This is a genomic window from Rhodococcus sp. ACS1, from assembly GCF_002300155.1.
Lineage (GTDB): Bacteria > Actinomycetota > Actinomycetes > Mycobacteriales > Mycobacteriaceae > Rhodococcus_F > Rhodococcus_F koreensis.
The window spans coordinates 1-24091 of record NZ_NSDZ01000014.1; the positions used below are offsets into that span (position 1 = coordinate 1).

The following is a 24091-nucleotide window of genomic DNA, read 5'->3' on the forward strand; positions in this document are numbered from 1 at the left end:
CGCGGGGCTATGGAGGGGGGAGAGGCATCCCGGATCGCAGACCATGGCACGTTCCTTCGGCAGGTTGGCCCCGACCCACCATCGAGGCTATGGCCTCCGTCGCCGCGCTCGCGTCGGTCATGGCGTGTTAGATCGGGGCAGAAGATGTGACCAGGGAGGGTGAACGTGTGCGGCCGCTACGCCAGTACCACCACGGACAAGGAACTGCGCTCGATCTTCCACGTCGACGAGGTCGTCGGTGACGAGCTGCGCCCGTCCTACAACATCGCCCCGACCCAGCAGATCCGGGCGGTCCTCGAACGGGCACCCCGGGACGAGCCGGACGCGGCACCGGTCACACAGCTCAGGACGCTGACCTGGGGTTTGGTGCCCTCGTGGTCGAAAGAAGCCAAGCTCGGCCGCCTGATCAACGCACGCTCGGAGTCGGTGACCGAGCGCCCCTCGTTTCGGGCCGCGGCCTCGAAACGGCGGTGCTTAGTGCCCGCCGATGGGTACTTCGAGTGGGAGAAACGCGACGGCAAGAAGATCCCACATTATTTGCACGGCGACGGGGTGCTCGCGATGGCCGGCCTGTACGAGCTGTGGCGCGACCGTGCGCTGCCCGAGGACGACCCGAACGCCTGGCTGTGGACGGCGACCATCTTGACCCGGCCCGCCACCGATGCGCTCGGACGCATCCACGACCGCTGCCCGGTGGTGTTGCCGGCAACGTTCCAGGAGCACTGGCTCGACCCAACTCTTACCGACAAGGACGACGTCCAGGCGCTACTCGCGTCGGTGCCCGATCCGGTCCTGCAGACCTACGAGGTCAGTACCGCGGTGAATTCCCCGCGCAACAACGGCCCCCACCTGCTCGAGCCCGTGGCCTGACTCCTCAGCCGGATCGCGTTTCCCCGATCCGACGGGCGCCCCGACGACTTGCAACCTAACAATGTGAAATTGTAAAGTATGGGGCATGACGGAGGGCGCGCAGAGCAGCATCGGCAACCAGGCCGAGCCCACAGACACCGTGGTGTCGCAGCACACCGAGAACGGCTTCGGCACCTACGAGTGGGACCCCGAGCACGGCGTCGTGTTCCGCATGGACCTCGACCAGTTCGGCACGATCGGCGACGTCCCGATCAGCCAGTACACTCCGCCGCCCCCGCCCCCGTACGCACCGCTCAACCTCTCCTGAATCGGTCACACGCCCGCGCCAGCACCCACCCCCGGTGCTGGGGCGCACTGCATTTCGCAGCAACCGGCTCGCCGGGGCGCAGTGACCGATTGTGGTGGCGGTGGGTGCCGTGGGGTGCGAATCGAGGTCCCCGGACGTACCGGAACACTGGCCGGTGATGAGCGAGACGAACATGGGCCGGAAACACCTGCTCGCCAGACATGCCCGCCGTGAGCGGATTCGTCGGACAGGCCGCGGCAGCGGCAACTGACCTGGGAGAATGGGCGGTGGGTCGGGCCCCGCACCACCGGAGGGCCCATGTCTCGGTTTCTGCGCCTCGCCCTCGTCGCGTCCACCGCGGCCGCTGCCCTGTCCCTGACCGCGGCGCACGCACACGCCGCCCCAGCTCCGAGTGGGTGCGACATGCAGTTCTTCGCGGTCGGTGCCATGTCGACCTGTGCACCCGGATCGGTGAATACCCACCAATTGGAACTGGTGTGCGTCCCGTTTACCAATCTGACTTATCCCATCAACACCATCACCGTGTGGGGGCCGGAGGTGCCCACCTTCTTGCCCTCCATCGCACTGTGTCCGCCGCCCATCTACTTCGTGCTCGGCCCCCTGGGGGACACCCGGGTGCACACCCGATAGGACCAGCCCCCGGCTGCTCCTGCGCCCTACAACCGGCGAATGACCTGCGGAGATGACACGTCCCCGGAGTCGGTGCCCCCGATCGGCTGCGGCCGCCAGTAGGGTTCTGCCTGCTGTATCGAGACGTGAGAGATCGGGGAACTGTGGCGCGCAAGGTAGTTGTCGAACTGGTCGACGACATCGACGGAACCGTCTTCGGTGAGGACGGGGAGAGCATCACCTTTTCCGTCAACGGGGTGGACTACGAAATAGATTTGAAAGGCAAGCACGCCAGCAAATTTCACAAGCAGATCGGATTCTTCATCGAGCACGCCACCCGGGTCGGTGGCCGCAAACGACGCTCGGATCGTCCCGTCGCCCCGGACGCCCCGGTGCGGCGACGCGGGAACGGCAAGGAGATCCGCGCCTGGGCGGCCGAACAGGGCTACGAAATCTCCTCGCGCGGGCGCATTCCCGCCGAGGTGGAGCAGGCGTTCCAGGACGCCCACTGAACGCGAAGGAGCGTTGATGCGATCGCTGCGTAATCCCTGGTACCGGGCCTCGGTGCGCCGAGCGGCGAGCGAGCATTGGCTGACCACCGGCAGCCGGGGGTTACGTGGCATGACCGGTGAGCCGGTGGAACTCAGCGACACCGAGGCAGCTACCGTCCTCGCTGCCCTGGTCGAAACCACCGGTGGACGGTGGCCGGCCCACCCCGCGCGTATCGCCCGCACGCTCCGCCGGCTCGGCATCGACGGCAACACCGAGCAGATGGCCACTGCCATCACCGCTCTGGTAAGCGACCCGGACTGGTCCCACCGCGCCCGCGAGATCACGTCCAGCGCATCGGACTGGTAAGCCAGATTGGCTCAGTCACCTGGGGAGATGACATGTCCCCATCGACCGCAATCCGGGCCCGGCTATTGGCACAGGGAAGCTCTCTAGTCAGGCGTTCTCGCTCTGCTTGTTCGCCACTTCGCCGACTGCACTCTTGAGCCACCACCGGAGATTCCGCCTTCCGACCAATCGCGCGCCATCTCCGAACCGGCTTCGTTCCTGCGAAATGAACGGAACCGGATTGCCCTCGACCACAGGCTCTTGTGTCCAACGGTGCGGCGACCCGTAGATCGCATTGAGGGCGTCGCGGTCATTTCCCAGCTCTACCAGCTCATCTTCGGAGATTTCATGGTGATGGAGCGGATCGGGAGCACCCACAGTTCCTGCTCTACGATTGAGCTCCTCGTAGAGCCTGACCAGCTCGCCAGCAGCCTCTCCCACCTCGGAATGTCCGCGCAGACGTTCGATAAGGAAGGGCAGTACAGGGATGAGGGCCCTTCCTTCTGCGCGGTCGATCCAGTCATCTTCCCAACCGAGGGTTCCGTCGGGGCCTGTCTTTGGCTCCCCGAAGAGCTGACGTGCTCCATCGACCGTATATCCCTGGTCGTACAGTTCTTGGGCAGCGATCCACGACTGCTCGGGCATTTCACTCCTGTTCACTCTTGTTACGAGCTTCTCAGTCGGACAGTTGCGCGGTGTTTGGCGCGAAGCCAGTGAATCCGCTAGGTGACGGTTTCTCCAAGCACCCCCGCACGCGCTCGGGCGTGTCGCTCAGCCGGCGACGGACGGGCGGTGACGGCCGTGGGGTTGTCGCGATTCTGAAATCGGCGACGAGTTCGGCAAAATTGGGTTTGACCTGTGATGACGACAGGTCCCCGAGAAGGGATGAGGCGTTTACCGGAGTGCGCGCAGGTTCGATTGGGCGGTTGCATGCAGAATCCTCCGACTTCAGCTGGTCGCGGCGGTACATAGCGCCAAGTAGCCCGGCCCTCGATTTCGCACGAAACTAATGGATTCCATGAGTTATGCGTGCAATCCGCGAGTTTCTCGCAGATTCCGATACTTGCCGCCGTTGGGAGCGCATGTCTGCACCGTTTGACGCCCCAGTTCGGGATTCTTCACCGGACCACCTCTACGGGACTTCGCAGGTCAGCGAGTTCCAGTCATGGGACGACAATCGGAACGTGCCGGTGAGGGTTCCGCATCTGGCGCGGGCTCAGCGCCGGCTGACGTTACCCATGAGCAGTTCCAAGTCTGCGACTATCGACGCAGGGGAAGGCATTTTCTCGCTCTCGTCGCGCACACGTTTTGCGCCAGTCCTTAAGGAATCCGAGGCCAGGGTGCGGAGTGAGGCTGCCCCCTTGGAGTGGACACCCCTGACAATGGTTCCAGTAGAGCCAGGAGGGATGTCGAAGTGGGACGCCAGTCTCTGTACACGGAGGAATTCCGGAAAGACGCGATCGCGCTGTATCGCGCGGCCGACGGCCAGCGCACATACGCGGCGGTCGCCGCGGACCTGGGCATCAGTGGCGAAACGCTACGGACGTGGGTCCGCAAGGACACCGCCCGCAATGGACGCCCGGAGGCCCGCAGCACCGCCGGTGGGGAAACCCAAGCGGACGAGCTCGCGCGGCTGCGGGCAGAGAACGCCCGGCTACGCGGTGCCGAGAAGGAATGGCAGCTCGAACGCGACATCCTGCGCCGGGCAGCCGCGTATTTCGCGTCAATGTCATCCTGGAGAGGTCCGGTGGGATTCGCTCGGTATTTTGCTGCCCCGGTCCACGGCCTGGTGGCTTGTCTTGATGTGCGGTCCCACCGGGCCCGGAGGGTCGTTCGTGTGGCTTGATAGAAGCCTGCCGCTGATGCCCGATTGAGGCCTGCCCGCGAACGCACCGATCCGACGCCTACAGCCCGTCAACCGGATTGGAGTCGCCAGTTGATCGTGATCGGAGTCGACGCCCACAAATCCACCCACACCCTCGTCGCGGTCGACGACATCGGCCGTCAGGTCGGGCAGCGGACCGTCAAGGCCACCACCGAGGGTCATCTGTCGGCGATCGAGTGGGCCGCCCAGTGGCCGCAGGTGCAGTTCGCGCTCGAGGACTGCCGCCACGTGACTCGGCGGCTCGAATCGGATCTGCTGTCCCGGGGCCACGCGGTGGTCCGGGTCAAGACCCAGTTGATGGCCCTGCACCGGCGCAGCGCCCGCCAGCCGGGAAAATCCGACCCCATCGACGCCCACGCCGTGGCGATGGCCGCGCTGCGTGAGGAGAATCTGCCGATCGCCCAACTGGACGAATCCACCAGGGAGGTCAAGCTCCTGTCCGATCACCGACGCAACTTGGTCTGCGAGAGAACGAAACTCATCAACAGGCTTCGCTGGCACCTGCACGAACTGGACCCCGAATTGGTGATTCCCGTGCGGGGGATCCGGAGGTATCGCGTCATGGACGAGCTCGCCGAACGGTTGACCGCGTTCACCGGTGTGGTCGCCCAGATCGCGGGCGAACTCCTCGACCGGTGCCGGCAGCTGACCGGGCAGGTCAACGATCTCGAGCGCCAGATCCGTGACCGCGTTCGGCGGATCGCGCCGTCGCTGCTCGCGATACCCGGGTGCGGAGTCCTCTCCGCCGCGGTCATCATCGGCGAGACAGCCGACGCTCGACGGTTCCACTCGAAAGATGCCTACGCGAAGTTCAACGGCACCGCCCCGATCCCGGTCTGGTCGGCCCACGAGCGGGTCCGCCTCAATCGCGGTGGCAACCGTGCCGTGAACGCCGCGCTGCACGCGATCGCCACTACGCAGGTCGCCCGCGGCGGGCCGGGCAAGGACTACGTGGCCAAGTTGCAGGCAGCCGGGAAGACGAAGCGGGAAGCAGTGCGCCTGCTCCGCCGACGTGTTTCCGACCGGGTGTTTCAGGTCCTGCGCGTCCACGAGTCCGCGACCGGAAACGCCTCGGAATCATCGCTTTCGGCGGCGGCTTGACATAGAAGCATCAAAGAGGTGAAGTGAAGACCCGCCGCTGGGACTTCATCTCCGACCATCGCGCCGAGTTCGGCGTGCAGCGGCTGTGCCGGGTGCTGGGAACCTCCCGCTCCGGTTACTACCGGCACCTGCGCCGCAGCAAGCGCACGACCATCGCGGACACGTCGGCTCCGTCGGTGCCGGATCTGGTGATGCGAGACTTCACCGCTACGGCTGTCGATACCAAATGGTGTGGGGACATCACCTAATGGGTGAGTCGGACCAACGATCCGACACGCACAAGGCGACTGGCGGGAGGTCCCTGAGATTTTACCGATCCAGGCGCAGTCTGAGCAGTAAGCTGCTGGAAGGGGATCACTGCTGTGATGGCATCCGACTGTGTGAGAGGTCTGAATGTAGACGGTGACCCTGCCAGTCGCTGGGGCACGTGATCGGCTTGTGAGATGCCGCGCCGAAGAGCGCTTCTAGGTCGCCGCACAACCCCCGAGCTCACAGCAGAATACGCCGCTGGGCAGGAGGTTGTACATGAGCATCAACTGCGGGATCGATTGGGCCGAAGTGCATCACGATGTCGCCCTCGTCGACGAGAACGGCACCGTCGTCGCCCGGAAGCGCATCGACACCGGCACAGCGGGACTGACCGCGCTGCTGGAGGTAATCGCCGAGAGCGGAGGCGCACCCGGCACCACCCCTATCGCGATCGAAACCGACAAGAATCTACTCGTCGTGGCCCTGGTGGAAGCAGGATTCACCGTATACCCGATCAACCCCCGTGCGGTTGCCCGCTACCGCGAACGCCACGGACAGGCCGGCGGCAAGTCCGATCCGGGTGACGCCGCGATTCTGGCGAATATTCTGCGCACCGACCGAGCGATGCACCGTCCGATGCCGGCGATCAGCGAACACGGCCGGGCGATCAAGGCCCTCGCCCGTCAGCACCAGGAGGCGATCTGGGCGCTGTATCAGACCATCAGCCGACTACGTTCTGTATTGCTGGAGTTCTATCCTGGTGCACTGCAGGCATTTCCGAATTTGAAGCACCGCGCCGCGGTGGCGGTGCTCTCCGCGGCGCCCACCCCGGAATCGGGTCGAGCCCTGACCAGACGCAAAGTTGTGGCGCTCCTGCATCACAGTGGCCGACGCAACGACCCGAACCTGGTCGAGCGGATCCTGCGGGAGCTGAAGACGCCCGCGCTCCGGCAGCCGCCGCAGGTCGAGGAGGCACTCGGTCATGCTGTCACCGGCCTGCTCGCCGTCATCGCCTCGATGCAGCAGTCCGTGGACAGCCTGGAGAACGCGCTGGGTCGCGAATTCGACAGCCACCCCCTCGCACCGATCCTGCGGTCGGCTCCGGGTCTCGGTCCGATTCTCGCCGCCCGGGTCCTGGCCGAGGTCGGCGACGATCCTGCACGGTTCGCGACGGCGAACGGGTTGCGCGCGTTCGCCGGTACCGCGCCGATCACCCGCGCCTCGGGCCGATCGCACTACGTCAAGGCGCGAAAGGTCCGCAACAAGCGACTCGGCGACGCCTGCCACTGGTGGGCGTTCGTCACCCTCACCAAATCAGCGGGCGCACGTGCCCACTACGACAAACGGCGAGCCGCCGGCGACCACCACAACGCCGCGCTGCGCAACCTCGCCAACAAGCTCCTCGGACGCATGTGGTGGTGTCTGCAACACAACGAACCCTGGGACGACCACGCCGCCTGGCCCGACCATCAGATCACGTCTCAACCGGCGGCTGCTTGACATCTGACCCGCGTGGGATGTCTACATCCCCGTGGGATCCTCGTGGTTGTTCTTGGCCACGGTGATCGACATCTGCTCACGCCGGGTGGTGGGCTGGTCCATCGCCGACCACATGCGCACCGATCTCGTCACGGACGCGATCGAGATGGCGGTGCGCATCCGCGGCGGTGACGTCGGTGGCGTCATCTTCCACAGCGACCGCGGAACACAGTACACTGCAGCAGCTTTCGTCGATGTATGCCGCCGTCATGGGATCCAGCAGAGTCGGGGACGGGTCGGGTCAAGTTACGATAATGCTCTCGCCGAGTCGTTCTTCCAAGGACTCAAGAGGGAGTGGCTGCACGGACGGAGTTGGTCGTCGAAGTCGCAGGCACGGCTGGAGCTGTTCGAGTGGCTCTCGTACTTCAATCGACGTCGCCGTCACTCCGCCCTCGGATACCTCACCCCGGTGGAGTTCGAGCAACGACTGATCGCGTCGTCTACGCTGTCAGTCGCCGCATGAAATTCGGTGTCCACCTTCAAGGGGCAACCTCACACCGTCATGCCAGTGCCGGCCGGTGCGAGCGCACCACCGCAGGAACAACGCGATCCCGCCCGCATACGACCTGGTCGTCAACTCCGAGCCGTCGCGGCCGAACCGGACATGCCGCAAGAACGCATCCGCCTCGTCCACCACGGCCAGGTCCTCGTCGAGCACCGTCCAATACCGCACCCCGGACGGCAACCTCACCAGAAACGCCCACATCCTGATCTCCTCTCGTGGCAGGCATCTGTAGGACTACCAGCCACGAGCACCACAACCCGGGAGATCTGTTGCAAACCGGTCCGTGTCGCGGGACCTATGCAACGTCACACAACAACCCGGCTGACCCCAGAGAACTGTGCCGATGGTTGTGGTCATCCTTAAAGTCCTCGATCACCACCCGAGCTTCGAGCAGGCTTGTCCAGTGGTTCCGGTTCAGGCATTCCTTCCGCAAACGATTATTGAATGATTCGATGTGCCCGTTGTTCCACGGCGTCCCCGGTGGAATGTACGAAATCCCTACCCGATCCCTGCAGAACTGCTGCAGCACAGTTGAAATAAACTCCGGACCGTTGTCCATCCGCAGCACGACCGGTGGGCCGCCCCACAACGCGAATGCCTTGTCCAACTGGTCGGTCAACCGCTGCGCGGTGATCGAACGTTCGACGATGTTCAGCAGCGACTGCCTCGTGTGCTCGTCGATCATTGAGGCGATCTTGATCGCTTTCCCGTCGATGGTGGAGTCGAAGTGGAAATCCAAGCCCACACCACATGCGGGGCGTCGGCTTCGATCTGCGGGCACGAGCTGACACCGGACCGTTTGGTGGATGGTGAATCCGAACCTGAAGGCCTTCCTCCTTCCAGAGCCGGTGGACCTTCTTCTTGTTCACCACAGCGCCCTGATCGTGCCTCAGGTGCGCCCAGGCGCGATGGAAACCATGCAGCGGATGCGTGTGGGCGTATTCGCGTAGCGCCGCTCTCAGAGCGGCATCGGGGTCTGCTGGTGTCTGAGCGAGAGGTGTTCGGGCGTAAGTGGAGCGGGCGAGCCCAACCGCTCTGCATGCCAACCGCTTCGACATGCTCATCGTGGAGATGAGCATGTCGACCGCGCGGCGCTTGGCAGCTGGGCTCAGAATTTTCCCTTCGCTACCTCCCGCAGCGCGTGCTTCTCCAGCTCGGCTTCGGCGAGCAGCCGCTTGAGCTTGCTGTTCTGCTCGCGCGGCTCCTTGAGTTCCTTCGCTGCGTCGGTGTCCATACCGCCGTACTGGCGGCGCCAGTTGTACAGCGTCGCTGCCGACACCTCGAGCTCCGCAGCGATTTCCTCCTGCGCCTTACCAGCAGCAGTGAGCTCGTCGGCACGGCGCAGTTTGCGCAGGATGTCCTCTGCGGAGTTCCGCTTCCGTCCAGCCATGTTCTCCATCGTCCTATCCGCCCAGTTCACGGGCAACAAGACTCTAAAATAGAGTGGCCCCATTCACCGGGGACACGCCAATGGGACCGGACTCCGTTCTCGGTGTTACGGCGACGCGATCACCACCGTGTGGTGCACACACACTGCGGTTGCAGGGACGCCACCGCCGGACGCGGGGTGATGCCCTTGACCTGAGCCGACAGGGAGATCAGCTGACCGCCGACAGGGAGATCAGCTGTCCGCGCACCAGGAAACCACCTGTCCGCCTACAGGGATGCCCCCATGTCCCTTGACAACGGGTTCAACTAACGGGAGGGATCGATTATCGCCTTGATCGCAGAGCCTGATGCAACCGCATCCAGCGCTGACGCAGCTTCGTCGATCGAGTAGCGATGCGTGATAAGCCCGGTGAGCGGAAAGCGGTCTTGCATACGCGCCGCTAGTCGCATGGCCTGGTAATAGTGCTTCGGTTTGGGAAAGCTTGCAGCGCTGACCGTCATGTTCTTGACGACCAGCTCTCGCGGTGAAACCTCTCGTGTCCCGATAGCCCCCCACAGGCCCACAACGATGTAGCGGCCATGATTGCCAGTTAGGTCCAGGCCCTCGGGGAACGCTGGAAGCGCCCCGGCAGCTTCGACAACGATGTTTGGTCCCGATGGCCCGGATCGTTCCCAGATTTGATCGTGCCGCTGCTCAGGACTCAGGTCACTGAGCGACAGCGTAGTGGTGGCACCCATCGACTTGGCAACCTGAAGTCGTTCAGGGGATTGGTCGATGACGATAATCTCGCGAGCGCCGGCGACTGATGCGACCATACTGGCAGCAAGACCAACTGGTCCGGCTCCCTGAATTACTACTGTGTCCTCGATCCCGACCCCGCCACCTTGGTCGTAACCCATAATTGCAGTCGGAAGTGCACAACCGAGCGCGGCAAGCGCTTCGGGCTGAGCGCCGTCCGGGATTTTATAGAACGCCGTACCATTCGGTAGCCAAGAATACTGTTGGTAACTACCCCAGTTCGGCTTCTCGGCGTGCTCGAAAAAGGTTGAGTTTTGGCATGGTGTTTGCTCTAGTACCGAGCAGGAGTAGCAGCGATTACATAGCGCAATTGGTGCCCAGTAGACGAGATCGCCGACCTCGACGGGAACGCTCGCGTAGTCTGCGCTGACGCCAGCTCCGAGTTTGTAAATCCTTCCAACTCCCTCATGGCCGAGGATGATCGGGAAAGGCATCTCACCGGCTTCGCCAGTGACGATGTGGTTGTCACTGCCACACACGCCGCCGATCACGACCTCTACGAGAAGTCCACCCGGCTCTGGATCACTGACCGGCACCTCCCATGTCTCAATGCGATTAGTTTCGACCAGTACCGCTGCCTTGCCAGTAGCCATGATGTCTCCTGTCTCGGAATATATCGCCCGACGTCCCGGGCGTAAAGATGAATCGTTGAAGTAGTAATCATTCAGGGAGGGTCGATGACATCAGAACTTCGCCCATAACACGGCCACCGAGGTGTGTGCCGCGCCCCAAATGCTCGACGGCCCACTCCCTAGAGCTCAAAAACACCGGAGGATTCGTTACGATTGGATAATCGGGCATTCGGGTGCACAAGTATGTCCGGGAGTTAAGGTGCCATCAACTTTGTGATGGCGTTCGCGACCCGCTCCGCGTCGGTTACATGCGGCGAGTGTCCGCAATCCCACCGTTCGGAAGTCCATGCGGGATCCGCTTCAACTCGGGCAATAGTCGGTTCTCCATGGGCAATCATGAACCTCTCGCAACGAATGTAGTGCTTGCGGGCCACGGTCTCCCAAGCACCAGTCAGATTGACTGGATCGGTGAAGGCAGCCAGCGGGTGGGCGGTCATGCGCCGATTCACCCACGCAGCATCGTCCGGGTCGTCCACTCCGAAGCCAGCCGCATCGAACGGGGGACCTGCGGGCACGCGCCAACCATCTCCCAATTCGTTGGCCTGGGAAAGGAATAGGTCGGGGATGCCTTGCGTGTCACCCATAAAATCCAACATCGACTGTCCCGTTGTCGGAAGCGACGCGTCAAGGTAGAGGAGAGCCGCAATGCGAGCTGGTGCACGGTCGGCCACTGCGGTTATGACCGTCCCGCCCGCGCTGTGCCCGACCAGCACCACTTTTTCCAGTTCTTCGGCTGCCAGCAAACTCAAAACGTCTTTGACATGTGTATCAAACCTCACCTCAGGTGAAAGCAGATGCGCCCGGTCACCGAGACCAGTCAAGCTCGGCGTAAGAACGCGCCAACCTTGAGTACGAAGCGACTCCGCCACCCGCACCCAACACCATCCGCCTTGAAAGCCGCCGTGTACCAGAACCGCAACGGGCGTATGAGAACTCATAGGAAACCCTCCTCAACTTGATTGGATACTGAGCGCCGAACGCCTTCTGGGTCGAACACCAACGGCAGTGTCAACGGTCTCCGCGTCGACCCCTGTTGCACACCCATTTTTGCCTCGCTCGGCTGCACGGAAATCCCCGAACCGAAAGGTGGATATGTCATCGACAATCTCGAACTCTTTGCGTGCCAATGGCTGACCGTATCCGCCAGTCGAGGGGACCGTCGCGCAGATGTGTGGGTATTTCTTGACATCTGCCAGAGAAGCTCCATTGTCTTTCGCCTGCCATATTGTTGGAATTTGCGAGTCCTGATAAAGGACGAGAAACGGCGCATCCGGTAACAACCAGGAAGCGACTCATTTATGACCGTTGTACGATCCACTGGCAGCCACTTCCCACAGGAGACGTGCCCTTAGTCGGTGGTCCACCGCAGCGGAACCGAAGTCACGGAGCCCACGATGCCCGACTGATAACCCACCCTCGACGGATCGGCCACCTCGAATTCAGGAATATGCGCCAACCACTCTTCCAGCGTCACCTGAACCTCTACTCGAGCCAAATGCGCCCCCGCGCAATGATGCACTCCGTGCCCGAATGTCATGTGCTCGATTTTCTCACGCCCGAAGTCGACATCCATAGGGCACTGGTTATTCTGTTCCTCGAGTCCGTACAGCATGCTTGGCACCGCCACCATGTCGCCTGGTTTCAGGTCAACACCGTCAAGCTTGACGTCCTTTTTGATCAACCGGGCGTCGGTTACCAACGCGAAGCGCCGCAGCAACTCCTCGATAGCAGTCGGAATCAGCTGGGGGTCCTTCACGAGCGCGCGCCGCTTCTCGGGGTTCTCGGCCAAGAAGTGCATCATGAAACCAAGAAAATTCACCACTGTGTCCAGTCCGGCCAATACCAGAAGAGAACAGATCTTTAGGGCCTCGTCCTTCGTAATGGGACGGCCGTCGACCTTGCTTTGCACCACGATACTGATCGCGTCATTGCCAGGCTCAGCCGTGCGGGCATCGATGAAGGGGGACAGGTACTCGAAGAATTGATTCGTTGCCTCTGCCATGGTCATCGAGCCGTCAGGTCTGGTCATCTGATCCGCAATGTACTTCAGTCTCGGAGCATCGCTCGGCGGAAGGTCGATCATCGTGAGGAATACCTTGACGGGGAAGACTTCCGCGTACTCCTTTATGAAGTCGCAACTGCCGGCAGGTCGAATCTGTCGAACCAACTCCCTTGCTGACGACCGAATTTCGTCACCGATACCATCGACGATACGGGGGCCAATACTCGCGTTGAGAATTCGCCGGTAGGGGCGCTGTTCGGGCGGGTCCATCGACATGGGAATGAGAACATACTGTTCTCCCGCCTCGCGGGGCAGGAATGGGCATTTACTCGAAAAGTGCTCGTAGTCCGTGAGGATGTGCTTGACCAGCGATCCGCGCGTCGCGATCCAGTGTCCACCGTTATGGTGAGTCCACATCAGGTCATGCCCGCTGGATTCTTGCAGATGCTTCCACGCCTCTTGTAGACCCTGATCAATGTGGGGCGGATTGAACATGTCGAAATCAACGACACGTTCGGCCGGAACATTCGCCGGCAGGTCCTGTCCGGCTGCCGTAGTAATTGCTTCGGGTACTGTTCCCATTGTTCGCTCGCTTCCTGTGACTTCTAGCCTCTGATGTTGGACTGCTTCGCTTTTGTTGGTATGAGTAAAGTGTTCTACTTCAGCTGTTCTGTCGCGCTGGTCCATTTCTCTCAATGAGATTTGGATATGTTGGTACAGTGTCGCCACGGTTTCCGATGAAGGGCCGGGTTTTCACCCGATAAGCCATCTACCACTGGGTTGGCGCAATTTCCACGTTGATTCCGTCAAGATGCTCCTGCATTGCAATCTGACAGCTCAGCCGGCTGTTTTCTTCCACGGGAGATGATGCGCATTCGAGCATCTCACGTTCATTGGGATTCATTGGAGTGAGCTTGTCGAGAAACTGCGGATCCACGTAGACATGGCATGTTGCACAGGCGCCGCTGCCGCCGCAATCGCCGACGATCGAGCGGATTCCATGGCTGATCGCGGCTTGCATGAGTGTTGTTCCGGAGTCGATCGTCAGTTCATCCCGCTTTCCGTCAGGAGAGATGAAAGTTGCCTTTGCCATGACTGGTGTGCCTCCTATTTTCCAGCTGTGAAACTTGTGACTGGTGATGATGTCGAATTGGCGAGATCCCGCAATGAGAGATTGGGTTCTGCAAGAAGTTTTGCGGAGACGGGCACTCTTTCCGAGATGAGCTTTTTTGCGAAGTTGAAATCTGCAGGCCGGTTTATGGTGTCTACCGCCAAAATTCGGTCGCTAAGTAGGTAGAAAGCGCTGAAGGACCGATCTTCGGGTTTTCCGCGTAATACTAGAGAGTCGTATCCATCCGACAAACCGACCATTTTTAGATTTAAGTCGTATTGATCGGACCAGAACCATGGAGCGGCAATTGGACGAGTCGGTCTATTGCATAAGATTGCAGCGGCCTTACGCGCCTGCTCCAGGGCGTTGGGAACCGACTCTATACGAACGTAGCGTTCGTATAGATGGCTGTATTGGCGAACGCAATCTCCTACAGCCATGATGCTGGGATCCGTAGTACGAAGCTCATCGTCAACGATCACCCCGTCCTCCACCTCGAGCCCAGCTGTGTCCGCCAGCTCGCTATTTGGGATTAGACCAATGCCGACGATGACGAGATCCGCAGCTAGTCGTCTGCCGTCCGAACAGCGAACTGCTCTGATGTGGCCGCCTTCCCCAGGGGTGGTCTCCAATTCTTCCACCGCACAATTTGTCAGAATGTTGACTCCCGCCTCACGGTGAACGGCGGCATAGTAATCGGAGATAGGCTGCGCAGTGACGCGAGCAAGTACTCTGGACGCCGCCTCTATCGCAATCACATTCATACCGGCCCGTACGGCAGCCGCTGCGACTTCCAAACCGACGTATCCGGCGCCCACGATAACGACAGTCCGTCCGGGTCCCAACTTTCCTCGAAGTGCGTCAGCATCGGATCGAGTCCGGAGATAGTAGAGATTCTTCGGTTTTTCCGAAAGCGCTTCTGCGGCAGGTAGCGCCCGCGGCCGACCCCCTGTAGCGAGAACTAATCGGTCGTAGTCGATTTCGGTGCCGTCGGACATCGCGACTCTGCGTCTCTTGCGATCGATCTCCACCGCGCGATGGCCGGTGCGAAGAGTGACGTCGCTCTGCTCGTATGCCACCGCGCCACGCAGATGCAATGACGCGGCGGAAACCTCGCCCTTGAGGTACGCCTTCGAGAGAGGGGGGCGGTGGTACGGTTGGAAGTCCTCGTCACCCAAGAGCGTGATCGGACCGTCCCAACCGGCGCTGCGTGCAGCGAATGCAACTTCGGTCCCACCGCAGCCATTGCCGATGACAAGTAGGCGTTGGTTCGACATTTGGTGACCCTCTTATCTCGGTTCGGGGTGGTAGCAGACTGTGGCTTCTGGGATGTACCAGCCAATTGGGCGGGCTCACCGGAAGGGCTGTCCATCTTGTGACACACAACACTGTCTGCAAATAAGGTAACCATATTCATATTATCTTCGCAAGGGGTGCGTAGCTTCATGCACGATGTATGGGTAAGGCGTTGCCCTCTCGGAGTGTGCATGCGCGGTCTGCTGCCGGTTTATGTGTGGAGTGGGCGGCAGGCGCGGATGGACGGTCGATGAGTGAGGGTAGAGCCATGACCAAAGGCGAATGCAGCTCGCGATATATACGCCAGTACGCTGGCCACAGTGCGTGGGGCGAAAGTCGTTGGTGCAGAGGGAGTCCTGAGAATGGACGGACGGGTGCCGCAGCTGGGCGGTCGAAGCGCGACGGAACTGGATGTGACTCCCGAATTGGGGCCAGCTCCGATCGCATGGCAAGGCCCTACGGATGGCGGGTCGCCTCGGGAGCGGCAGGGTGGTCGCCACGGCGCCACGGGCGATGATGCGCAAGTGCATGTCGAACTGAATCTCGAGAGCTGGTCAACCAGACTACGAACTTGGTATAGCGTTCCGCGGCGACGGTTCGCAACTGCGGGTGCTCGTGGTTGGGATGTCGACGTCCTTGGTCCCGCGGCTCATCGTGCGTATCGCGGCTCACGACGCGTCCTCATCGGCGGGCGGACTCCAGACCAGGCTGAGGTCGAGGCTCAGAATGTAACAGTGTCATCGGACAGCTTCGACCGCTCTTCCTCGCAGACCAGGATGCGGATCGATGTGGGATCTTGGAAGGTTTCTCCGTCGGCTCGAATGACCTCTTTCACCTTCGGTTCCGCGAGGATGCTGAACAACACATTCAAGTCTTCCTTTGAGCGGAGTCGCATCTCGGTCACAACGTCGTACTCGAATTGTGATGGTTCGATGCCTGTTTCTGCTGACATGTAGGGGTGTTCTTTGACCGGATAGCTTCGCCTGTAGTCGATGAGCACGTCCTTGAGATAGTTCAAAGCTAGGGAAGCGTGGCGCTCGTAACGGTCCCTGAACTCCGCATGGGTGATATCGGGGCGGCGCTTGATCAGGATTATCAGTTTGACCATTGTATTTTCTCCCGTCCGAGACCCGCGGTCCGCGAGTGGTGTGGTGTGGCGCAAAGCACGTTCGAAATACTGTAAACATAATCATATTAGTTACGCAAGTGGGAAGCTGCCCGAGACCGCGGCGGGACCAGCCTGCATATGGACCCGAGTCCAAATACATGGCTGACTACGGGGGCGACCAACTCGGCTGTGCCCGGGCATCGCGGGGGAGTTTCGACGAACATCCGGAACGAAAACCGGAGGTCGTGTCGACTAGAGACCAGCGTGCTTGCCCTTTGAGCTACCCGGGAGACCGGGTGCAAGTCGAGATCGTTCTTGTTTCGTACGCCAGAGGATTGAGCACGGCTCAGACCTCTCAGGCGCTACGTTCAGGGGGTACTCCATGCGCGTTTCTCCGAAATCTATGGCGCGTCTACCTCGAGGAAGACCGTCTCGGGGATCGCTGACGAGGTGATCGAGAATAGGCAAGGACTGGCTGTCCGTCTGCCCGACGAAGGGTGTACACGACGCGATCTATGCTCTCATTGGTCTCGCTCTCGACGGACACGGTGGCATCCTCCGATTGTCGGCCGACACCGGCGAAGGGGCGGAGTTTGGAAGGAGCGCGCCGTCCATAGCCGGATGGTCGCCGCCCCAGATACCTCTCGCGTTGGCGACGGCACGTAAAACTGAACACGGTATGGCATCTCAAATTTGACCCTCTGTCCACCGATCCGGACTCGAGTCGAGCCAGGAGGGACGAAGGGATGTTGTCCGTGGAAGATGGGGCCGATATTCGCCGTCTGCATCGCAGCGAACGGTTGCCGATCAAGGCGATCGCCCGGATGATGGGGATCTCCCGCAACACGGTCCGATCGGCACTGGCCGCCGACGGACCACCGAAATATCGACGCGCCAAGTCAGGTTCGATCGTCGACGCGGTCGAACCCCGCATCCGGGAGCTGTTGAAAGAGTTCCCCACGATGCCGGCAACGGTAATCGCCGAACGGATCGGGTAGGAACACTCGATCCGGTCCTGCGCGGTCGGGTCGCCGAGCAGCGCCTGGTCTAACTGCCGCCGGATCCGGTTTCTCGTACCACCTACCTGCCCGGGTAGATCGCCAGTGCGATCTCTGGTTCCCTGCCTATCAGCCTCCCGGTCGACCATGGCCAGACCAGAACGCCGACGAAACTGCCGGTCTTGACGATCTGCGGGTCGAACGAGGCATTGAACCTCTTGGGTTTGATGTCGCCTCCGTTCTTGAGGGGTCGGCTTCGATTTTCTTCGCGAGGGAACTCGTCCCCCGCACGCGGGAGGTACCCCCACCTCGCCGCTGCTGACCTGCCAGTTCATCGACCGGATGCAGCACAAGGACACCGGGTCGAGTCGATCTGCGCCGTGCTCACCGAGCCTGGCATCAAGGTCGCCCCACGCACGTATCGGAACTGGCAAACCGCTACTCCGTCCCCTCGGACCGTCACCGATGCGCATCTGACGAACGCCCCGCGTGAGACTGCCGGCACCACCGAAGGGCCCTACGGTCGACGGACGATGACCGCACACTCGCGCAGGCTCGGCTACGAGGTTGCGGCATGCGCCGTCGATCGGTTGATGCGCGGTTAAGGGCTGTCCGGAGTCGTTCGGGGCCGCCCGCACCGCACCACCATCCCGCCGGAGCGAACAGCCGACGTGCCCCCGATCTGGTCGATCGCGACCTCACCGCCGAGGCCCACCGGAAATGGGTCACCGACTTCACGTATTGCCGCACGTGGGCAGGGTTCGTCTACGTCGCATTCGTGATCGACTGGTCCCGCGGGCGATCGTCGGCTGGCACGCCGCCACCGTCAAGGACACCGCGATGGTCCACCGCCTTGAAGGCGGCGCTGTGGCGACGTGACCACACCGGCCACCCGTCGGTGCAGGATTGATCCATCCTCCCCCGAGCACTTCGTGCCGGGCGGTACCCCAGCGATGCGGGCAGTCAGTACACGTCCATCTCTTTCGCGGAAACCCTTGTGCTGAAAAGGATCGCTGCATCTATCGGCAGTGTCGGAGATTGCCTGTAACTCGTTCAATCGCAGTCGTCTTGGATACGTCCTTCCGGACGAATTCGAGACGGTGTACCACGCTCACCTGTCGAGTCCACAACCGGAGCCGTCACCGATATAGGAGCGGCACGAAACCCGAGACGGTTCAATTCAGCGTTGACACCTGACAATGCTGCCGCGCTCTCTCGGCCACCGGACTGGTCATGACCACGACCACCCCGGGGTGTTCGCGCTGTCAACGACCCGGAATATTGGGTATGCAAAGTCGACACGCTCGCTTTATGACGGTCCCCTCAACCCGCTCGACCTATAGGCACTGCCCGGTCGAGTGCTTGGTGCGCTGATCTTGCGTTTGTGTCCATGGATCATGTCGGACAACGGGTAGATTTACTGTTGCTGATGTCGTATCGGTGATGGCACGACGGCCGCCGATGCATCGACGGAGTGCCGTCTCAGCGGAACGCGGGTGGTGAAGGTGTGATGGTTGAGGATGGTGGGTTGACGACACGGAGGGATGACGCTGCCATCGAGCGTGAGTTGAGTGGGGCTGGATTGACGGAGGCCTGCGAGATCGGCCGTGGCGGCTTCGGAGTGGTCTATCGATGTCTGCAACCGTCGTTGGACCGTACGGTCGCAGTCAAGGTCTTGACCGGAGCTATCGACGAGGAGAACAGGGCCCGGTTCTTCAGGGAACAGCGGGCTATGGGTCGCCTGACTGGCCACCCAAATATTGTCAATATTCTTCACGTGGGTTCCACGGCGAGTGGCCGACCGTACATCGTCATGCCGTACCACGCCTTGGACTCGCTCGACACGCTGATCCAGAACGACGGTCCCCTGAGCGCGGATCTAGTATTGAGACTCGGGGTCCGAGTATCGGGTGCTGTGGGGACCGCGCATCGACTCGGGATTCTCCACCGCGATATCAAGCCGGGCAATATCTTGCTCTCGAGCTACGGAGAACCGGCACTCACCGACTTCGGCATCGCACACATTGCGGGCGGTTTCGAGACAGCCAAGGACATGATTACGGCTTCGCCTGCCTTCACTGCTCCCGAGATCTTGAGAGGAGAATCACCGACCCCGGTCTCGGACATATACAGCATCGGCGCGACCCTCTTCTGTGCATTGACCGGGCACGCGGCCTTCGAGCGCCGGTCGGGTGAGCAGGTCGTCGCGCAATTCGTCCGAATCACGAAGAATCCGGCTCCCGACTTGAGGGAACACGGAGTCCCCGATGATGTGGCTGCCGCAATCGAACACGCCATGGCACGCGACCCCCGTGACCGTCCTGGAAGTGCTATCGAGTTCGGCGACGAGCTACGCGCCCTCCAAGCGCGGAACGGTCTCGACGTGGATGAGATGGCGCTGTTGAGGGAGGAGCAATCGGCGCCGCTCGGTCGACGCGACGCCGTGCCGACGGCGTCCAGCGAGGAGAGCTCAGGTCACCGAACCGCGCGTCAGAGTCGCGGGGGGAATCTCCCCTTGGAGTTGACCAGCTTCGTCGGCCGCCAGGGCGAGCTGTCCGAAGTGAAGCACATGTTCCACACCGCGCGTCTGGTGACGTTGACGGGTATCGGAGGTGTCGGGAAGACACGGCTCGCGTTGCGACTCGCCGCCGACATGCGAAGCGATTTTCCGCACGGTGTGTGGCTGGCGGAGTTCGGTGAAGTCTTGGACGAGTCGCTTCTCGTCGACGTGATCGCACGAGCCCTCGGCCTGAGAACTCGTCACGCTGAGCCTATGGACGAGGTTGTCGAGTTTCTGATCGACCGGAAGTTGCTGATCGTCCTGGATAACTGTGAGCACGTGGTTGCGCCGGTTGCGCGGTTCGTCGAGACCGTTCTTCGCACGTGCCCGGACATCAAGTTCTTGACCACGACTCGTGAGCCCTTGAACATTCCCGGCGAGTCCGTCTTGCGCGTGCCGTCCTTGAGCACCCCCGACGCCGATCACGAGCCCGCATTGATGGCATCGCCGCACTATGATGCGATCGCTCTGTTCGAGGAACGTGCCACCACAGCGGTGCCGGGTTTCGAGCTCTCCGACGACAATATCGACACCGTGGTGCGGATCTGCCGTCAGCTCGACGGCTTGCCGTTGCCCCTCGAATTGGCCGCAGCTCAATTGCGGGCGATGTCGCTCGATCAGATCGCTCAGCGGCTGAACGACCGATACAAGCTTCTCACCCATGGAAGCCGTGCGGCGCCGGCTCGTCAGCGCACCCTTCGGCTGTGTATCGAGTGGAGTTATGACCTCTGCACGCCGCTGGAACGGCAGATATGGATCAATCTGTCCGCATTCGTCGGTAACTTCGAACTTGATGCGGCGGAGTTCATTTGTGAGAAAATTGACCGAGATGAACTTCTCGACGGCGTATTCTCGTTGGTCGACAAATCGATCCTCATTCGGCAAGAGCACGGCCCTGCGGTGGGATTTCGGATGTTGGAGACGATCCGTGAATTCGGACAAATGAAAGCACGGGAGTCCGGCGACTATGCGACACTGCGGCGTCGTCATCATGACTGGTACCGACAATTAGTACTCGATGCCGAGCGCGATTGGATCAGTGTCCGTCAACTCGACTGGATCGCGCGACTTGGCAGGGAACAATCGAATCTCCGTGAAGCGATGGAGTTCGCGGTGTTCGAGCCCGACGAACGAGAGCAAGGGACCGCTCTCCAGATCGCGACGGCACTGTTTTCCTTCTGGCTCTCCCGAAACCTGTTTCGCGAGGGGAGGTATTGGCTCGATCGTGCCCTGGAAACGCGACCGGTGAGGAGGTCGGCGGACCGAGTCAAAGCTCTGTATGCCAACAGCGTGCTCGCAGACTTGCAGGGTGACGTGGCCGCTGGCTCGAATCTCATCGCCCAGGGCGAGATGCTGGTCGCCGAGATGTCGGACCCTGCCAGCGACGCTCGTATGGCCCACGCCAAGGGAATCCTTGCGCTCTACAGCGGCGACGTCGTGCAGGCCATCAACAGACTGGAAGACGCGCTCCCGGTGTTCTGTGAAAAGGATGACGTCGGCGTGCGAGTCTGGATTCTGATGTTGTTGGGATTGGCACACGAGTTGGGCGGCAACACGGAGCGGTCGATCGCGTGCCATCGTGAGGTGCTCGACATCACCGAATCGCATGGTGAGTCGGTCTTTCGCTCGTATTCACTATGGGGAATCGGCATTGCGGTCTTCCGGCAAGGAGATATTGTTCGCGCAAAACACTATCTGGAGGAGTGCCTGCGGTTGTGCCGTTTGATCGACGAGCCCCTCGTCACCGCCTTTTGCCTGGAGGGGTTCGCGTGGATAGCAAGTCGTAACCGAAACTTCGACCGAGCGGCGATGCTGTTAGGTGCCGCAGAGTCGTTGGGATCTGCGGTGGGAAGCTCCCCTCTACTATTTCAGGACCTTCATATCCACCACACCGAATGCGAGGCAGCGACCCGCAATAGCCTCGGCGAGACGGCCTTCAGTTCACGGCACCGTAAGGGATCACGGTTGGGTGCGGAAGACGCGATAACCTTGGCCATTACCGATTCCTGACCGGTATCGTCCACGCGGTTCGAGTACCCGCCGGCTGCAGGGCGCCGAGGACTGCCCGATACAGACGGAGTAAACCGGGCCCGGGCTTACTGACCGTACATTTCCCAAGTCAATGTCTGGTTCATGACCTTCGGGTGTTTACGCTCAAAAAAGGCGCGAGTCTCTTGCATGTGCTCGCTCATGGCATCACGTGCGCGATCACTGTCGCCGTCTTCGATTGCTTCACAGATTTGGTCGTGAATCACCGCAACGTGTTTGCGTGAGGCATGGCTGTAGACAACTCCCAACCGGGCGCCGTCGATGATCCAGTCGAGTGAGTTGAGAAAATAAGAGATCAGCGGATTCTGAGCCCCATCGGCGATCAGCTCGTGGAATCTGTGGTTCTCGTAGAGAAATGCGCTTTCGTCGGCGAGGCTCGCACGCATGGCGTCGACTGATTGGCGAAGTCCGTTGATCACCCGTTCGTCACCGTTCTGCGCGCAGAGGGCGGCGGCGATCGGCTCGATGTATTCACGAGTTTCCAGCACGGATCGAAAGGGGGTGTCCGAGAACTGCATCAGAAGGGCAAGCGTGCTCGCGAGGTGACGCGAGTCCGGTGATCCAACAGTAGGTCCGCCACCTCGACCCGGGCGGATGACGATCACGCCCTGCCGTTCCAAGATGCGCAGAGCCTCACGAAGTGTGCTTCGTGCGACCCCGAACATCTCGTACATGTCCGTTTCGATGGGGAGGGGGTCGCCGGCCTTCAGGCCCTGTTCTTGAATCATGTGCACGATGCGTTGAGTGATCATCTCAGCACGTTTCGGAGGCATTCCGGGCGGGCGTGTCAGAGGGGTGACGTCCCGGAAGAGTGGCAGGATCTGGGTGGCGGTCTCGTTGGAATCCACGGAGCGACTTCTGCGGGTGCGCGTGTCGGCCGTAGTCGTGGCCACCTTTTTACCTGCCATATGTTCATCATACATTTGGAACCCTGGTGTGCGTCGTTCGTGCCGCTCCGAGTCCCCACGCCGAAGGGTTGACGGGACGAATTCGCCGCTGTAAACATAGATATGTTATGCCTCTAACGGGTCCCGGTTGATCGCGGTGGACGTCAATAGACCCGCGGGCGTCAATCGAGCCGGGCAAATGATCAGAACCGACACATCGTCGCTGTCAGGTTCGAAAGGAGTCGGCATGTCAGGTTTTCGGCCGCATCCCCCACAATCGGGCCGGGACTGGGAGGTTGCCGACCCCAAGGTGCTGGCGCCGATGCTACTTGCGGGGAAGCACGCCGTGGTAACAGGTGCTGGAAGTGGAATCGGGCAGGGGATCTGCGTCCGCCTGGTCGAACTCGGTGCGACGGTGACGGGGATCGGTCGAACCGATTCCGCGCTCCAGAAGACAGCGGAACTGGCGGCGCATGCGCAGGGAAAGTTTCGATGGTTCACGGCCGATGTTCGAGACTGCGCCCGGGTGCGCTCAGTCATCGCCGAATCATCGGCCGAACTGGGCATGGATCTTCTCGTCAACAATGCGGGCGGCCAGTTTTACGCTGCGGCGGAAGAGATCTCCGACAACGGATTCAGATCCGTGGTCGACCTGAACCTCAACGCCGTCTTCACCGTGATCTCGGAAGCCAAGCAATTCCTCGCCCAGCGGGGTGGCAGCATCGTCAACATCTCCTTGTCCGGGATCGAGCGGGGGAGCGTGGGCCTCGCGCACTCGCTGGCGGCTCGCGCCGGTGTACTGGCGATGACGAAGACCCTTGCGCTCGAATGGGCTCACCTGGGCATCCGCGCCAACTGCGTGGCGCCGGGGGTGGTGATCTCGGACTCGTTGCCGGAGGCAGTGGCGGCATCCCTGCGTGATCGCGTGGTTCCCGAATCGGTGCCGGCCGGTCGGGCTACGCCGGTCGCGGACGTTGCCGAGCTCGTTGCTTTCATCGCAACCCCTGCTGGACGGATGATTACCGGTCAACTGTTGCAAATCGACGGTGCCGCTCATCTCGGGCGCGGACTACACATGATTGATGAATGGCCGCCGCGGGAGGGACGCGAATGAACCGCGACGCCGACCTCCTCGCCTTCGCCGTCAAGTGGCGACATTGGGGCGGGGGGAGTCGTTCCGACATCTTTGTCGAGTTCGGTATCTCGCCGGACCAGTACTTCAGGCGGCTTGCCCGCATACTCGACGGTGTCAAGGCACGCGAGTTGGCTCCCGATGTTCGAGAGGAGCTGCGGACAATCTGTCGGGCGCGCCGACCGGAGCGCGCTGCTCAACGAACTAGATGATTGATTCCTTGAAC

General features: G+C 61.4%; 19 protein-coding genes and 5 pseudogenes. 14 read left to right on the forward strand and 10 right to left on the reverse strand.

What is annotated here, in order from left to right:
* Positions 1–165: 165 nt before the first annotated feature.
* The 5 genes from CJ179_RS47620 (at position 166) to CJ179_RS47640 (ending at position 2644) form a co-directional block, all read left to right on the forward strand.
* The gene (locus CJ179_RS47620) at positions 166–870 is read left to right on the forward strand and encodes an SOS response-associated peptidase (RefSeq protein ID WP_095866286.1); all 705 of its coding nucleotides are present in this window, start codon (positions 166–168) and stop codon (positions 868–870) included.
* A gap of 85 nt (positions 871–955) precedes the next feature.
* Positions 956–1177 (forward strand): hypothetical protein, encoded by a 222-nt coding sequence (locus CJ179_RS47625; protein ID WP_095866155.1) that lies wholly within the window; start codon positions 956–958, stop codon positions 1175–1177.
* 297 nt (positions 1178–1474) lie between these two features.
* Positions 1475–1807: a hypothetical protein gene (locus tag CJ179_RS47630; RefSeq protein WP_095866156.1), complete on the forward strand. Its 333-nt coding sequence runs from the start codon at positions 1475–1477 to the stop codon at positions 1805–1807.
* A 143-nt stretch (positions 1808–1950) separates the two neighbouring features.
* Positions 1951–2298, forward strand: a complete 348-nt coding sequence (locus CJ179_RS47635) for an Lsr2 family protein (protein ID WP_095866157.1) — start codon at positions 1951–1953, stop codon at positions 2296–2298.
* A gap of 16 nt (positions 2299–2314) precedes the next feature.
* Positions 2315–2644: a hypothetical protein gene (locus CJ179_RS47640; RefSeq protein WP_179377947.1), complete on the forward strand. Its 330-nt coding sequence runs from the start codon at positions 2315–2317 to the stop codon at positions 2642–2644.
* A gap of 87 nt (positions 2645–2731) precedes the next feature.
* On the opposite strand, the gene CJ179_RS51965 is transcribed toward CJ179_RS47640, so the two are convergent.
* Positions 2732–3268, reverse strand: coding sequence for a hypothetical protein (locus CJ179_RS51965; protein WP_257016304.1), 537 nt, complete (start codon positions 3266–3268; stop codon positions 2732–2734).
* Positions 3269–4037: 769 nt separating this feature from the next.
* On the opposite strand from CJ179_RS51965, the pseudogene CJ179_RS47650 reads away from it, so the two are divergent.
* From CJ179_RS47650 to CJ179_RS47670, 5 genes and pseudogenes are all read left to right on the forward strand, one after another.
* Positions 4038–4345 (forward strand): annotated as a pseudogene (locus CJ179_RS47650) (transposase); the annotation flags it as partial.
* A 214-nt stretch (positions 4346–4559) separates the two neighbouring features.
* On the forward strand, positions 4560–5609 hold the full coding sequence (locus CJ179_RS47655; protein ID WP_061698414.1) for an IS110 family transposase: 1050 nt from the start codon (positions 4560–4562) through the stop codon (positions 5607–5609).
* Between the two features lie 17 nt (positions 5610–5626).
* Positions 5627–5854, forward strand: a pseudogene (locus tag CJ179_RS47660) (IS3 family transposase); the annotation flags it as partial.
* Between the two features lie 280 nt (positions 5855–6134).
* The gene (locus CJ179_RS47665; RefSeq protein WP_061698415.1) at positions 6135–7358 is read left to right on the forward strand and encodes an IS110 family transposase; all 1224 of its coding nucleotides are present in this window, start codon (positions 6135–6137) and stop codon (positions 7356–7358) included.
* Between the two features lie 22 nt (positions 7359–7380).
* A pseudogene (locus CJ179_RS47670) lies at positions 7381–7860 on the forward strand (IS3 family transposase); the annotation flags it as partial.
* Here the strand turns inward: CJ179_RS47670 and CJ179_RS47675 are convergent.
* The 8 genes and pseudogenes from CJ179_RS47675 to CJ179_RS47710 all read right to left on the reverse strand — a co-directional run bounded on the left by CJ179_RS47675 (position 7846) and on the right by CJ179_RS47710 (position 16239).
* The gene (locus CJ179_RS47675) at positions 7846–8103 is read right to left on the reverse strand and encodes a hypothetical protein (protein WP_061698416.1); all 258 of its coding nucleotides are present in this window, start codon (positions 8101–8103) and stop codon (positions 7846–7848) included. The pseudogene CJ179_RS47670 and the gene CJ179_RS47675 overlap by 15 nt on opposite strands.
* 94 nt (positions 8104–8197) lie before the next feature.
* Positions 8198–9292: pseudogene (locus CJ179_RS47680) on the reverse strand (IS3 family transposase).
* 305 nt (positions 9293–9597) lie between these two features.
* The gene (locus CJ179_RS47685) at positions 9598–10683 is read right to left on the reverse strand and encodes a zinc-binding dehydrogenase (protein WP_061698418.1); all 1086 of its coding nucleotides are present in this window, start codon (positions 10681–10683) and stop codon (positions 9598–9600) included.
* 233 nt (positions 10684–10916) lie between these two features.
* The gene (locus CJ179_RS47690) at positions 10917–11660 is read right to left on the reverse strand and encodes an alpha/beta fold hydrolase (protein WP_063886821.1); all 744 of its coding nucleotides are present in this window, start codon (positions 11658–11660) and stop codon (positions 10917–10919) included.
* Positions 11661–12070: 410 nt separating this feature from the next.
* Positions 12071–13306: a cytochrome P450 gene (locus tag CJ179_RS47695; protein ID WP_063886822.1), complete on the reverse strand. Its 1236-nt coding sequence runs from the start codon at positions 13304–13306 to the stop codon at positions 12071–12073.
* 187 nt (positions 13307–13493) lie between these two features.
* Positions 13494–13817 carry a 2Fe-2S iron-sulfur cluster-binding protein gene (locus tag CJ179_RS47700; RefSeq protein WP_082833353.1) on the reverse strand — a complete coding sequence of 108 codons (324 nt, stop codon included), beginning with the start codon at positions 13815–13817 and terminating at the stop codon, positions 13494–13496.
* 14 nt (positions 13818–13831) lie between these two features.
* Positions 13832–15112, reverse strand: a complete 1281-nt coding sequence (locus CJ179_RS47705; protein WP_082833354.1) for an NAD(P)/FAD-dependent oxidoreductase — start codon at positions 15110–15112, stop codon at positions 13832–13834.
* 740 nt (positions 15113–15852) lie between these two features.
* Entirely contained in the window at positions 15853–16239 is a 387-nt protein-coding gene (locus CJ179_RS47710) for an EthD domain-containing protein (protein WP_061698421.1), read from the reverse strand.
* 746 nt (positions 16240–16985) lie between these two features.
* Between CJ179_RS47710 and CJ179_RS53575 the strand changes: the two are divergent.
* Positions 16986–17428 (forward strand): annotated as a pseudogene (locus tag CJ179_RS53575) (IS21 family transposase); the annotation flags it as partial.
* A 1319-nt stretch (positions 17429–18747) separates the two neighbouring features.
* Positions 18748–21807 carry a protein kinase gene (locus tag CJ179_RS47725; protein ID WP_082833359.1) on the forward strand — a complete coding sequence of 1020 codons (3060 nt, stop codon included), beginning with the start codon at positions 18748–18750 and terminating at the stop codon, positions 21805–21807.
* A gap of 86 nt (positions 21808–21893) precedes the next feature.
* On the opposite strand, the gene CJ179_RS47730 is transcribed toward CJ179_RS47725, so the two are convergent.
* Positions 21894–22754, reverse strand: coding sequence for a FadR/GntR family transcriptional regulator (locus CJ179_RS47730; protein WP_218834943.1), 861 nt, complete (start codon positions 22752–22754; stop codon positions 21894–21896).
* A gap of 178 nt (positions 22755–22932) precedes the next feature.
* On the opposite strand from CJ179_RS47730, the gene CJ179_RS47735 reads away from it, so the two are divergent.
* Complete coding sequence (locus tag CJ179_RS47735; RefSeq protein WP_218834944.1) at positions 22933–23847, forward strand: SDR family NAD(P)-dependent oxidoreductase; 915 nt, start codon at positions 22933–22935, stop codon at positions 23845–23847.
* A complete protein-coding gene (locus CJ179_RS47740; RefSeq protein ID WP_061698448.1) occupies positions 23844–24077 on the forward strand; it encodes a DUF3263 domain-containing protein in 234 nt (77 codons plus the stop codon). The genes CJ179_RS47735 and CJ179_RS47740 overlap by 4 nt, the downstream gene beginning before the upstream one ends.
* The last annotated feature ends 14 nt before the right edge of the window (positions 24078–24091 follow it).